Raw genomic sequence first — 12,897 nt, 5'->3', positions numbered from 1 at the left:
TAATCTCTAGTCCTGGTTAGCCTAATTCCGCTTTATCACGAGAAATTTTCTAACGTCGATTTCACCCAGGTAAAATTCCGTCCTAATTGCTTCTCAGCTTTTTTGATCAAGAATAGGTCTGCTTCTTCGATGCTCCGAGTTACAACAAGGGAAACAAGCTGAGCAATTGATATCAGTATTCCTACGATAACTAATCCGAGAATCCCCAAGTCAATGCCGGACGTCAATTGCATGAGCACAACCGCGAATGCAAGTGTAGGCGCTATCGGTTTCATATTTTTTAGGGCAAAGGGATGAATCCCTGTATAATAGTAAATAGCAGCTACTTCGACCATATTGTAAATAAAGTATCCGACCACCGTCGCTACTGCGGCTCCGATTATTCCGAACCGTGGGATAAGTACGATGTTGAGTAAGAAATTAGCTATTACACCGATGAACGCCGAAACAAGTTCGATTCTCGGTCTGTTTATTGCTTTCACCATATCTCCGTCCAATCCGACGATAGCGCGGAAGAACAAACCAGCTGTTAGAATACTCAGTACCGGAGCAGCAGGAAGATACTCCGCCGTAAAGACCACTTGAACTATACTAGGTGAGAACAGGGCGAACACTAGAATTGGCGGGAAAGTCACTAATACTATCCACTTAGTGGACACGCGGTACAATGAACTGAGTTCCGACGTTTGATCGCTAACAAAGTATTCAGTCGCAACGGGAAGGTAAAAGAACGTGAACGCGCTAAGAACGAACGTCGGAAGCTGACGTAACGGTTGGATAGCTCTGTAATATCCTACACTCGTTGACTCCAGAAAGTAGCCGATCATCAGAATATCTAGGTTTGATAGTAATAGAAAAATCATAGATCCGAAGGCTAATGGCCACGAAAAAGACCACAACTTGAACATCGTATCTAAGGGGACTGTTTCGGTGACGACTGAGCGTACGCCGAAGTCGCGGACTACGAAATACGTCGCCAAGAGCGCTAGGGCGAACGGAACGGATACCCAGTAAGCAGCGGCTCCGAGTGACGGATGGCCAATAGCCAGAAAGATTCCTAGTGAGAACAGTGCAAGTATTCTTGCGCCTAAATTCTTCGAAATGACTGCGTGGAATGATCGCTTCTGAGCGCGAATCGCGGCAAACGATACATTAGCAAATGGGAAAACCAAAAGATACGGTAAAAATAAAACTAGATACTGTGGAATAGTGGTATCATTCATAACACTCGAAATTTCGTACCTCAAGAAGTAGATCAGGAAAACCATGATGAATCCGGATAGAATGCTGATTAGATATCCAGATTTTAGGATTTCACGTTTATTCTTAGTCCTATTTTCTGAGGACATGAGACGTGTGACTCCTTCTGGAATACCAAAAAGGGCGACACTACCACATGAGCTAATTACCGTATAGGTCAGTGCGATATGTCCGAACTGGCCTGGTGCAAGCGAACGAATAATCATAGCTTCCCCGAACAGACCGAGCAGTCGGCCGATAACGGAGCCGAGGAAAATGACGGCAGCACTCTTGGCCAGCCCACCAAGTGTGTCTGTTATAGAGGTCATGGTTACGTGTTGTTTCGGTCGTAGCTGTTCTTCAGTATTGTTAACTTTCAAACCTTTGCGCTAATTTCACGCATTTTTTCAGCTATCGACCTTTTTTCTCGTTGAGTTCTTTCGTGTCTCTTGTGCAGCCCTTGAAGTGCTTTTGCTATTTCCGTATTGCGGTTCGAAAGATCAATCTTTTCCCCGGGATCATTTTTAAGGTCGAAGAGCTTTCCGCCGCTTGTCCCATGAATGTATTTCCATCGCTCCCCACGGATTGCCGTACCTTCGCCGAACTCAGTCTTTGAAACCACGAAATCGTCAGTAAAATCATCCAGATCGGTTTCTCCAGAAGCAGCTATTGAATCGACAATTGCGGGTAGCTTCCTCAGTGAAATTGGGCTGTCTATCTGGCCTGATTCTACATCGCCTTTGATCAGGAACGGTACTCTGATATTTTCCTCGAATAGCTTCGGTTGATGGCCGTAGGTCCCGTGTTCTCCGAACGCTTCCCCGTGATCCGAGTGGAAAATCAGGGTAGTATCGTCAGAATTTATATCGTCATTAATTACTCTGGTGAATCCATCTATTGACCGTATTGAGTCACGATAACTTCGCTCCAAGCATGATACGAGGTGTTGGGGGGGTTTATCATGATTGCCATTTCGCATAATTGTATAGTTGTGGCGTATGGCGCTGTAGTACATCGCAAGCCCTGATGTTTCGTTTCTAAACTTCTTTGGAACGATATAGGGACTGTGCGTGTCAAGGAGAAAAACCCATATAAACCACGGCTCCTTTAATTGGTTAATCGCTGCTCGAATGTCTTCATAAAATGCGGGCCATTGGGAGAACCAGTCGGTTTTTTTCAGCCATTGATTCCCTAGGTGAGATAATCTCTCGTAGAGACTAACGTTTTTATTGCCTGTTTGATCTTCTTTTATTTGCTGATGTTTAGAACCAATCATCTGGAACTGATCAATTGACTGATCGAATAATGTTGCATCAGTAGTCCATGGATTGGCTGTAAACGCTGCTGTAGAATATCCTTGTCTCGAAAGCATTTCGGCAACCGTCTCATATCGTTGCATATGATCCGCAATTCTTTTATATCGTGAACCAAAATCATCCCCGGACGGTGTAAATCTATAGTGTTCTCCGGTGAATATTACAGGCATTGCCGAGGGCGTACGCGGTCCTGGAGAAACGGCATTTGTGAATATCGTGCTTTTATTTTTTATGGAATTCAGAAAAGGTGTAGTATTATATTCTTTGTTTAAGTATCCACAATAATCAGCTCTGACGCTGTCTGTAGAAACTAGCAGGATGTTTTTATGGTTCTCTTTCATTTATATTGTTGTCTCCTAATTCAAATATCCGAGTGTTTTTAGCCGATCTTCGATTTCATCGTGTTCAGTTAAATGGGCGTCATCTTCGCCCGCTTTCTCCGCTACAGAAAGCGCCTCAGTCAGAACATATATCACATATTCCTCAACAGTTTCGAAATCAGTTTTTTCTACTCTTCCCTTTATTTTGTTTATAATACTCTCAGGAATCTCTATCTCTTCGTTCACAACTTCAAATGGCTCTTCTTATACTTAAAATTACTCTTATTAAAAGCACTCTCACTGGGATGTCAATGAATCGTCTTCAACTAGTAACTTGAGGACCCTTCTCCCTCAACCTCAGATAGTGATCTTTTCTCAGTTAGCGCCTTCAAGACATTTCATACCAACCTCCGCGTCGCTCAAACGTTATTTGTTCGTGTTACCAAGGCTCAGAACTATGAGCAGACAGATATTATGCGTTATTTGACCAGCTGTCGCATTATTAAAGAAGGGGGATAATCGAAGAGAGGTTTCGGAAATCTATTCCCTTACAGGTATCCAAGTGATTCAAGTCGTTCTTGCGTATCTACTTCCACCTCACTCTTGCGATAGGTTTCTGGAACGTGAGTTCCGGCATTTTTTGCGGTAGTTTCTACCCATGGGACGTTCCGTAAACATTTGAACGGCATGTGAATCGGATGGCCATAAAGTCCCCATTCACCGAGTGCGTTACCGTGGTCCGATGTGATTACCACTTGATTAGCATCAATGTTTTCCAAAAGTAGTTCGAGATCATCAAGTACGTACCGAAGGTTTTGACGGTAGTCTCGCCATACTTGTTCTTGGTCAACTTCCCCAGCTTCAAGCTGGTGCCAGACATCTGTTCCTTGAGCACCCCATTTTTCAACTTTCTTTTGATTATAGTCGTTATTTGCACTGATAAATGGGCAATGGGGTTGCATGTAGTGTGCGATTATTCGACCCGGATTGTGTTCACGCGCGACGTTGATCGTTCGGTCTGTTATCGGACGAGGCGGTAGTGTTCCGAGGTCGGCGCTCCATGCATACCTCCAAACTTCATCTAAAAGAGCAAAGTCTGAGGCTTTCAGTACCTCCTCAGAGAACGGATTCCCGCATACATAAGCCGTCTCGCTCATCTCGTCTGCGTGGGCTGGCGTAAAATTGCGTAACATCCAGTGCTTCGTCATGGAATCAAGCGAACGAAATTCATCCACTGACGGAATATAGTCGTACTCACCCGCAACTTCTTGAAATAGATCAAGACGGCAAGCATCAAGGACAATAAGTAAGTCCCAATCCCTAGCGTAGATTGGTTCTCCCCCTGACAGTGGTAGCGTTTGATGAAGCGCCTTTCTATAGACCGGCCTCGCTGCATCGGCTAATCCCCTGAAACCACGAGTTCGAATTGCATTGATTGATTCGGCCGCCCACCTTGTTACTTTTCCCATATTAGGTGATATTCTGTGTCCCCTATAGACTTTTCTAGATTAACAAGGAAGTAGATTTATATCTTATTACGTGTTATTGTTCTCATTACTACAATGCATTGAATACGCCTTGGCATTCCTGATTGTTCTTATTTATTTGTGGGCAGCTAATGTTCGTAAATCTCACTAACCAGCTTTTTAACGTGTGACTCGACAGTATGATCTCGGGCCCACTCTATCGCACTTCGTTGCATTTCTCCAATTTCACCTGTCTCGAAGATAAGGGTGCTGATTGCTTCACTGAGCTGTTTAGCATTCCCTGGCTCAAAGAGGTACCCCGTTTCCCCTTGGGAAATTAGCTCCGGGATTCCACCAATATTGCTACCGATAACTGGCAGACCCGCTGCGAAGCTCTCATAGATGGTCATAGGGGAGTTTTCCATCCAGATTGACGGAACGACTGCGGCACTAACTTTTCTTCGTAGACGATTTAATCTATCGTCAGAAACAAACCCATGGTAGACGACATTACTGGTCTCTTTTGCTCGTGATCTAACAACGTCGTCGTAAGGTCCTGTCCCACAAATGTGAACAGTCACACCAGGTAATTCCTTTGCGGCGTCGAAAAGAGTGTCAAGTCCCTTTGCTCGCAATTGCTTACCCACATAGAGTACAGATGGTTGTTCCGGCGTCCCAGGAGGTTCAGGTTCGACGTTTTGGATTCCAAGTCTCACTCGTACCGCTCTCACTCCCTCAAAGAACCCGTGCTCTCGATGGACATCGAGAACGTGTTTACTCGGACCCGTCACAACATCTGGTGATCCAATAGCGAGCTTTTTTTCTTTTGCAAGTAACTTACAAGGCAAGGGAGGATCCTCACAGACAGTGAGTTCATCGTCGGGTGCTGTGCGCTCGCGGAGCAGATTGCTTTTCGGACAGAGAAGACTGTAATCGTGAAGTGAATGTACGTGACGTACGTTCCGTTGCTGAATCGCTTGAGCTACGGTGGGTGATATTCCTACTAAGTTATTTGTGTGGACGATATCCGGGTTGATGCGGTCAAGAAGTTTGCCGACGGTGTATGCTGAGTGAGGATTGATTGTGTCGATCTGATGCCAGATACCCTTCCCAAAGATGTTTTTACCAGTACCATCACTTCGATGCGAAAGATTAGCAGGATAAAACCTCCAAACCTTAACCCCTTCGTATCTTTCCTTTTCAGGTTGTAACGAACCTGTGCTCTCAAAGGTCTTCGTTGTAATTACAGATACCTCGTGGTTTTGCCGTTGAAGCTCTTTAGCTGTCCGTAGAACGTAGTTTTCAGCCCCTCCATGCATATCTGGCGGGAACAATGAATTAACAAGACAAATTTTCACCATTAGTTACTCTATTTCGTGGATTTTCGTACTTAGTCTTTTCTCTATATTGATTCAAACTGAGAACACTTGACCGGCCTTCCCTGCAGGATTCAAAGGGAGGGGACTAACCGACTCTTTTTGTTACTGATATGACTGTGTTAGCTAAATCTGCCCTGACGCAAGACCGAGCCTTCATAGAAGATAATCTTCAATGATTCAATCAATAAAGAAAAAAACTAAGTTAGCGGTGCCGAACGATTACCTATGTCTGTACCGAACGTTCTACTTATAGTATTAGACACTGCCCGATCGAGAACGGTCTTGTCAGGCCTCGAATCTGGCCTAATGCCGGCTATGAAACGTGTCGCTGATGAAGGAACGGTTTATACAAACGCCAGCTCAGTTGCCCCGTGGACGTTACCCTCTCACGCATCGATTTTCACAGGCCAGTATACAAGTGACCACGGGACGCACGCTAACTCTCGTGAATTTACTCCCTCAGTTTCTCCTTTGGCGGAACAGCTTTCTCAGAGAGGATACCGAACAGCTGGCATTTCGGCTAATCCGTGGATTAGTCCGGTGTTTGGTTTTGACCGGGGGTTCGAGGATTTCTCTATGAGGTGGAACGCTGGGTGGAGCGAAGTAGATTTGACTGCTGCTGTGAGAGCTGATTCGCTAGTGGAGAAAATCAAAGCTCTCTGGGAGCAGTCGTCTGTGGCGAGTTTCCCTTCAGTGATGTTTTCGGCGATAAAGAGAAAAATGAGCAGTGAAGCTGATGACGGAGCTAAACGGATCACCAATCGCGCGGTAAATTGGATGAAGCAAGTAAATCAAAAAAATGTACCATTCTTCCTGTTCCTCAATTACATTGAACCACACCTCCCATATAGACCTCCCCGTGAATTTGTCGAAGCGCAGCTACCAGACATAGCTGTAGAACGTATCGCTGAAACGAATCAGGATCCGTGGGCTTACATCGCTGGAACCATCGAAATGGATGAAAATGACTTCAAAATCTTACGTGGCCTTTACCGTGCCGAACTAGCGTATCTTGATACACAGCTCTCACGTCTCTTCCAGGTTCTAAAGGACGAAGGCATATTGGAGGAGACGATGATCGTTATTGTCGGTGACCACGGAGAGAACATTGGCGAACACGGACTGATGGACCATCAGTATTGTCTCTATGAAACGCTATTGAATGTTCCCTTGATTATCAGGTTCCCTAAACGGTTCGACGCAGATACTTGTGATGATTTGATTGAGACGAGAGACCTCTATCCTACGTTGCTTGATGCAGCAGGAGTATCAACAGACACACTGCCGGCTACCGTCTCGAAAACGCCGCTTCCGCGTCAATCACGAGAGTACGTCTTTGCTCAGTATATAACACCACAGCCATCTATGGATTCACTAAAGGGGAAAGTAGGGTCCAATGTTCCTACGCAAAGATTAGATCGAAGCATCCAATCTGTCCGTGATAAACATTGGAAGTACATTGAATATTCTGATGGCTCAACGGAATTATTCGATCTTACCGTAGACCAATACGAATCAAACGAGTGCGGTGAAGACGTAGAAAGACAGGACCACTTCAGTAGTATACTTGATGAGAAATTCGATGCTATCCAATCTCATGAATCTGATTCAGTTGAGATAGATGGTGAAAGCCGACAGCGACTGAAAGATTTGGGATATATCTGATAGGTATTCTGAATATCGTGTAGTCATACACCTAATATTTTGAATTTACGAAACTGGCTAGCCCGAATTCTTGATCGACCTATCGATAGAGCTAAGCGCCATTTCGTCCGAAACCACGCCCTTTCGTCCGTTTCGTCCTATTTTCCTGCGTACTCTTCTTACGGGATCCCTCCTTGTTCGTGCAAGGAGGCGAAACGCCAGATAGAGCGGCTGAAAAACGCTAGCGAGGATCGACCGGACGTTTCAGTCGAACTTTCTAATTCGGCGCAGAGCCACCTTCGCGACTTAGGATACCTCGAGTGAGAGCTTCGTTCTGGGAGATACTCTGGATCGGTGTATCCTATTGGTTTCGGGCGGCCTTTAACACGGCCAACGTCTGACGACCCGCTTTCTCCCACGTGTACAGTCCCGCGCGTTCTCGTCCCTTTTCGACGAGTAACTGGGAGTATTCAGGGTCCGTGAGAACTCGTTCGATGCCCTCTGCGATAGCGTCGACACTGCTCGAATCGACCAGTTCGGCCGCGTCGCCCAGCACCTCCGGCAACGCTGTAGCCCGCGACGCAACTACTGGCGTCCCACAGGCCATCGCTTCTAAGGGCGGCAGTCCGAACCCCTCGTAGTGCGACGGGAAAACGAACGCATCCGCGTTCGCGTACGCGAATTTCAGCTCCCGTTCGGTGAGGTATCCCGGACGAACGATATCGTCTGATTCCTCGATATTCAGGTTTTTAAATATCGCGTGATTCCCCGGTCCGATGAGTACCAACTTGTGCGGAATTTCGTCCTTCAATCTCCGATACGCACGTATGAGCCCCGAGACGTTCTTTCGAGGATTCAACGCGCCGACGTACAGAATGTACTCGTCCGGAAGGTCACACTCAGTGGCAGGGACGTCATCTAGATAGACAGATTTCAACCCCGGGTAGACGACGCGGATTTTCGACCCCGGTAGGCTCAGCGTGGTTTCGATTTCCCGCTTCGAGAAATTCGAGATAGTGATAATGTTTTCCGCCGCCCGCGCGGCGGGGGGAACAGCTAGCTTACGATACAGCTGGTGGACGCCGCTCGACATCCCTTTCTGCGCGTTGACGTCCATGATTGACATCACGACGGGACATGACACGGGGCGTAGAGGCCCGTTACCGTTGGGGCAGTAGAGGACGTCGAGGTCGTGTTTCTTGGTGAGATAGGGCAGGGCGGTTCGCTCCCAGAACAGCCCGTAGAGTTGAGAACTGCGAGGATAGAAACTGCTGTCCACTGGGGCGTCGGGAAACAGATCGGCTACCGACCGGTGTCCGAAGAGGATTACCTCCACTGAATCGTCTGAAAGTATCTCCCGGGTCACGTTGATCGCTGCTTGGACAGCGCCGCCCGGCTCGTCCACCGAGAAGGTCCGCGCGTTGATGCCAACCTTGGTCATTCTTTGTACCCTAACGCTTCGAGCCGGTCGTTGATTGCCTTCGTCTCCTGTTCTTCGGTGCGTTTCTCGATCGGTTTGAACTCGGCTATGCGCGAAGCGATGTGGTCGGACAGCCTCTCGCTGAGTACCGCGTTACCCTTCTGATTCGTGAGCTCGATTTCGCTGCCGGATACTCGAGCGTCGGCGAACGCCGACCCGGCGATCGAGCATGCTCGGAACCGCCGAACGGCGCTATCTTGACCTTCACCGCGGGCCTGACAGAAGATCGCCCGATCTTCGAGATCCTCGGAGGCGAGCGGTACGAGCGGCTCACCGGGAAGTCCCTCCGGATCGGCGTTCACCACCGAGAGAATCGTCGGAAGCACGTCGACGGTACTTGCAGCGTGGGTTACGGTCGCTTCGCTCACTTCGGGATGCTTGATCAACAGCGGAACGCGGGTTAGTTCGTCGTGGAGATAGCGCGGATGCTCGTAGTACCCGTGCTCGCCGAACGCATCGCCGTGGTCCGCGGTAAAAATCACGGCGGACTCGTCGAGAAGGTCTCTGTCCGCGAGCGCGTCGAGGAACGCGCCGACGTGTTCGTCCGTGTAGCGGATTTCCGCGTCGTAGAGATTGATGAGCGTCTCGCGTTCTTCGTCACTTATCGAACCGGGGTCACGGATTGCACGCTTGTAGAGGTTCTGAGCGTGCTTGTCCGATACGGGCTCGTCGTGAAACCGTTTTCTGTACGCGTCGATCGGTTCGTAGGGCCCGTGCGGATCCATGTAGTGGTTCCACAGGAAGAACGGCTGGCCACCGTCAAGCGAGTCGATCCAGTCGAGAGAGCGCTCGTTGATCTCGGACGCCCGGGCGTAGTGGCGGTTGCGCAGCTTGTCCAACGCCCGTTGCGCGAGGGCGATGATCTTGTGTTTGCCGAGATGCAGGTCGTCGTCGAACACGTCGAAGTCTCTATCGTATCCATACGCGCGCGACACGAACGGGTTCGAGTGGAATCCTGCGGTCGCATATCCCTCGCTCTTCAGATAGGTGGCCACTGTCGGAGCGTCCAAGTGATACTTCTCGTCGATCGCCTCGTCAGGATACCGTCCGGTCAACAGTGCTGGGACCGCCTCCCGCGTGTGCGAACTTGCGCTATACGCGTTTAGGAGTTGGACGTTTTCCGAGGCGAATCGGTCGATGTTCGGTGACGTTTCTCGATCGTATCCGTAGCAAGAGAGGTGATCTGCACGTAGCGCATCTGCGCTGAGAAGGATGACGTTCCGAGTGAGCCCACTCATTATTGACCACCAAACCGTTTAGCGATAAATCGTTTTGGGTTCTACAATGCGAGCAAAAATTAAGACCTGAAAGCTAATTACGCAGCCTCGATCAATAGTAGTGCACAGATGGATGTCGCCTACGTTTCGAACGTCGTCTACCCCTTCGTGAAAGGCGGCGCGGAAAAACGGATACACGAAATCGGAACGCGCCTTTCCGACCGAGGGCACGACGTCACGATCTACGGTCGGCACTACTGGGAGGGGCCAGAGGAGATCACTCACGACGGAATGACGCTCAGAGCCGTCGCACCGGCGGCCGAACTGTACGCCGATGACCGTCGCTCAATCACGGAAGCGATCGACTTTGCGGCCCGTCTCGCACCGCCTCTCCGGAACCGCCTCGATGCGCGTGACCACGATTTAGTCGTCGCGTCCGTCTTCCCTTACTTCCCCGTCCTTTCGTCCAAGCTTGCGACGCTCGGTACCGACACGCCTCTCGTTACCACGTGGTTGGAGGTCTGGCGCGCGTACTGGGACGAGTACCTCGGCTCTCTCTCCCCGTTCGGAAAATTCACAGAGCGGTTCACGGCGCGCGTCCCCCAGCATCCGGTCGCTATCTCGGAGCTCACGGCCGATCGGCTCGCCGAAATCGGCCCCGCCCGCGACTCCATCGAAATCGTTCCGACCGGTATGGATGCGGAACAGGTCCGTAAGGCTCCCTTCCCGGAAGAGAACGACCAAGAACACTACGACGTCCTCTTCGCCGGCCGGCTGATCGAACACAAGAACGTCGACCTCCTGCTCGACGCCTTCGACTCGATCGCCGACCGACACGATGCCACCCTCGGCGTCATCGGCGACGGACCGGAGGCGGAGCGACTCCGGGCTCGCGCCGACCGCCTCGATCACGCGGACCGGGTGACGTTCCTCGGGTTCCTCGACGAGTACGAGGACGTCCTCGGGCACATGCGCGCCGCGCGTGTGTTCGCCTCGCCGTCCACGCGCGAGGGGTTCGGCATCACGTTCGCGGAGGCGATGGCGGCCGATTGCACCGTCATCGCGGCGTCGCACCCGGACTCCGCGGCGGGCGAAGTGATAGGCGACGCCGGGTTTCTCGTCGAGCCAACGACGGACGAGCTCGCAGACGCGCTGGATCGAGCTCTGGACGGGGTCGAACCGGCCACGTCGCCGCTGGAACGTGCAGAGATGTACGACTGGGACAGCGTCGCGGATCGCGCCGAGTCGGTTTACGAGCGCGCCGTCGCCGGAAACTGGTAGCTTACGATCCCCCTCAACGCGCCACGACGATCGCGCCGACGCGCCGCACCGACTCGCGCGTCGAAGCGAGATACCCCGACCCAAACAGTAATGGATGTGCTACCGGGACACACAGTAACGAATGGCTAGCGATCCGGACGACGAGGATCGGCTGCGGTCGCGACTCGCGGCCGTCGACGCCGCGTTGGTAGCCCGCGCTTCGGAAGACGCGTCCATGCCGTTCCATTCGACCGCCTACCGCCGTCTCACGGACGACTTTCGCCCGCGGCTTCGCGCTCTGATCCTCCTGCTCGTAGCAGAGGCCGTCCGATCCGGTCGCGCTTTCGAAACGGTCGAGTCGGACGGCACACAGTCGTTCACGCCCGCGGGGCTCGCCGTCGAGTTCGCGCACGCCCACGCGGCGACCCACGCAAGCCTGACCGCCGGTTCGCGGGGGTCCGCTGGCGGTCAGTATGGGGAGGACGCCCGAGACGTCTCCGAGACGATCCTGATCGGCGACTTCTTCCTCTCTCGGGCGTTCGAACTCCTGTTGGAAACTGACTGCCCTCCCGACGTGAGACGCGCCTACCTGCGCCGGCTCGCGGCCGCTTCCCGGCAGGTCTGTGAGACCCGAGCCGCGGACGTCAGTTCGTCTTCGGAGGCCGTCGACTCCGGGAAGATAACTGACGCTGTTCGTTCCGGACGACGCCTCCCTCGACACGGGTCGTTCCTGGACGTCGCCGCCGAGATCGGGGCGCTCCTCGGCGGGGGTGACGACCGGACGGTCGAAGCGGCGGCGGCGTTCGGCGAATCGTTCGCCGACGGACTTCGGTTATTAGTCGAGTACTTCGCCTCCCGATCGACCGCTTCGAACTCAGGAGGGGGCTCGTATCCCTCCCCGTCGGCGCCATCTGTCGACGACTTCCGCGAACCGTCCGCCCCTCTGTCGATGAAGCCGTCAGGGACCGGTTCGAACGCTCTTTCCTCCGACGGAGATGCGCCCTCCGACGCTTCTGAGGCGGTCCCACGGCAGGCGCGACTCCACCTGACCTCCGCCCGAAAGCGCCTCGAAGCCTTCCCCGAATCGACCGCGACCGGACTCCTCGAGAAACTGGCGACGGTCGAAGTGCTCGGGCGCTTTCTGCGGTCTGCTGAGTGACGGGGACGAGCCGACGACGTCACTGTGCGATTTTTACACGCTGCAAGCTATTCACGTTATATTGACTAAATCCTTGAATAGTATATGGTCTGATGGAAAGTTAAAGTCGGTGAGGGAAAGTTGGGTTGAAGGAAGACGAAAATAAAAACGAAATAGCTGGTATTCATGAATAATTTCCATCCTACGTGCTTCACTTCCCTGTATACTCCTAAGTTAATGATCCTTACTGAGGATATTCGACCATATTATTTCACTGGAGTATAATATATTCTGAACGGTAACGTCTGATTCGAGAGTCTCGTCGACACCGACGGAATGTGAGGAGCGATTTCCGCTGGGCTTACAAACATAGTTGTGTAATCGACACTGCAGTCAGGTTCCCCACTCTCAGGTCGACTCACTCGTCCGCCGCTCGTC

The 12,897-nt window shown here is 51.3% G+C and carries 10 protein-coding genes; 3 read left to right on the top strand and 7 right to left on the bottom strand.

The genetic code is table 11. The features are described 5' to 3' along the window. Window positions 1-35 precede the first annotated feature (35 nt). The 5 genes from CNO20_RS15590 to CNO20_RS15570 form a co-directional block, all read right to left on the bottom strand. Window positions 36-1,568, bottom strand: coding sequence for a flippase (locus CNO20_RS15590; RefSeq protein ID WP_101297051.1), 1,533 nt, complete (start codon window positions 1,566-1,568; stop codon window positions 36-38). A 47-nt stretch (window positions 1,569-1,615) separates the two neighbouring features. Then, window positions 1,616-2,896, bottom strand: a complete 1,281-nt coding sequence (locus CNO20_RS15585; RefSeq protein ID WP_101297050.1) for a sulfatase-like hydrolase/transferase — start codon at window positions 2,894-2,896, stop codon at window positions 1,616-1,618. A 15-nt stretch (window positions 2,897-2,911) separates the two neighbouring features. Then, window positions 2,912-3,121 carry a CopG family transcriptional regulator gene (locus tag CNO20_RS22665; protein WP_143423245.1) on the bottom strand — a complete coding sequence of 70 codons (210 nt, stop codon included), beginning with the start codon at window positions 3,119-3,121 and terminating at the stop codon, window positions 2,912-2,914. Between the two features lie 302 nt (window positions 3,122-3,423). Continuing rightward, complete coding sequence (locus tag CNO20_RS22660) at window positions 3,424-4,344, bottom strand: alkaline phosphatase family protein (RefSeq protein WP_143423243.1); 921 nt, start codon at window positions 4,342-4,344, stop codon at window positions 3,424-3,426. 146 nt (window positions 4,345-4,490) lie between these two features. After that, window positions 4,491-5,660 carry a glycosyltransferase gene (locus CNO20_RS15570; protein ID WP_158237429.1) on the bottom strand — a complete coding sequence of 390 codons (1,170 nt, stop codon included), beginning with the start codon at window positions 5,658-5,660 and terminating at the stop codon, window positions 4,491-4,493. A gap of 285 nt (window positions 5,661-5,945) precedes the next feature. Here CNO20_RS15570 and CNO20_RS15565 point away from each other — a divergent pair, with 285 nt between their 5' ends. Further along, on the top strand, window positions 5,946-7,385 hold the full coding sequence (locus CNO20_RS15565; RefSeq protein WP_101297046.1) for a sulfatase family protein: 1,440 nt from the start codon (window positions 5,946-5,948) through the stop codon (window positions 7,383-7,385). 340 nt (window positions 7,386-7,725) lie between these two features. Here CNO20_RS15565 and CNO20_RS15560 read toward each other — a convergent pair whose 3' ends face one another. Together CNO20_RS15560 and CNO20_RS15555 are read right to left on the bottom strand one after the other, a co-directional pair. Continuing rightward, window positions 7,726-8,805 (bottom strand): glycosyltransferase family 4 protein, encoded by a 1,080-nt coding sequence (locus CNO20_RS15560; protein ID WP_101297045.1) that lies wholly within the window; start codon window positions 8,803-8,805, stop codon window positions 7,726-7,728. After that, complete coding sequence (locus tag CNO20_RS15555) at window positions 8,802-10,082, bottom strand: sulfatase (protein ID WP_101297044.1); 1,281 nt, start codon at window positions 10,080-10,082, stop codon at window positions 8,802-8,804. Before CNO20_RS15555 ends, CNO20_RS15560 begins: the two co-directional genes overlap by 4 nt. Window positions 10,083-10,190: 108 nt before the next feature. Between CNO20_RS15555 and CNO20_RS15550 the strand changes: the two genes are divergently transcribed. Then, window positions 10,191-11,342 carry a glycosyltransferase family 4 protein gene (locus tag CNO20_RS15550; RefSeq protein WP_101297043.1) on the top strand — a complete coding sequence of 384 codons (1,152 nt, stop codon included), beginning with the start codon at window positions 10,191-10,193 and terminating at the stop codon, window positions 11,340-11,342. Window positions 11,343-11,463: 121 nt separating this feature from the next. After that, on the top strand, window positions 11,464-12,480 hold the full coding sequence (locus CNO20_RS15545) for a polyprenyl synthetase family protein (RefSeq protein WP_101297042.1): 1,017 nt from the start codon (window positions 11,464-11,466) through the stop codon (window positions 12,478-12,480). Window positions 12,481-12,897 lie beyond the last annotated feature (417 nt).

The sequence above is a fragment of the Halegenticoccus soli genome (assembly GCF_002844195.1).
In the GTDB taxonomy this organism is placed as follows: domain Archaea; phylum Halobacteriota; class Halobacteria; order Halobacteriales; family Haloferacaceae; genus Halegenticoccus; species Halegenticoccus soli.
The sequence above is the reverse complement of the archived record's forward strand: the minus strand, read 5'-3'. Positions and strand labels throughout refer to the sequence as shown.

Bases quoted from the DNA above. Each gene is read 5' to 3' on its own strand.
- CNO20_RS15590 (WP_101297051.1), bottom strand. From the start codon at position 1,568: ATGACCTCTATAACAGACACACTTGGTGGGCTGGCCAAGAGTGCTGCC.
- CNO20_RS15585 (WP_101297050.1), bottom strand. From the start codon at position 2,896: ATGAAAGAGAACCATAAAAACATCCTGCTAGTTTCTACAGACAGCGTC.
- CNO20_RS22660 (WP_143423243.1), bottom strand. From the start codon at position 4,344: ATGGGAAAAGTAACAAGGTGGGCGGCCGAATCAATCAATGCAATTCGA.
- CNO20_RS15570 (WP_158237429.1), bottom strand. From the start codon at position 5,660: ATGCATGGAGGGGCTGAAAACTACGTTCTACGGACAGCTAAAGAGCTT.
- CNO20_RS15565 (WP_101297046.1), top strand. From the start codon at position 5,946: ATGTCTGTACCGAACGTTCTACTTATAGTATTAGACACTGCCCGATCG.
- CNO20_RS15560 (WP_101297045.1), bottom strand. From the start codon at position 8,805: ATGACCAAGGTTGGCATCAACGCGCGGACCTTCTCGGTGGACGAGCCG.
- CNO20_RS15555 (WP_101297044.1), bottom strand. From the start codon at position 10,082: ATGAGTGGGCTCACTCGGAACGTCATCCTTCTCAGCGCAGATGCGCTA.
- CNO20_RS15550 (WP_101297043.1), top strand. From the start codon at position 10,191: ATGGATGTCGCCTACGTTTCGAACGTCGTCTACCCCTTCGTGAAAGGC.
- CNO20_RS15545 (WP_101297042.1), top strand. From the start codon at position 11,464: ATGGCTAGCGATCCGGACGACGAGGATCGGCTGCGGTCGCGACTCGCG.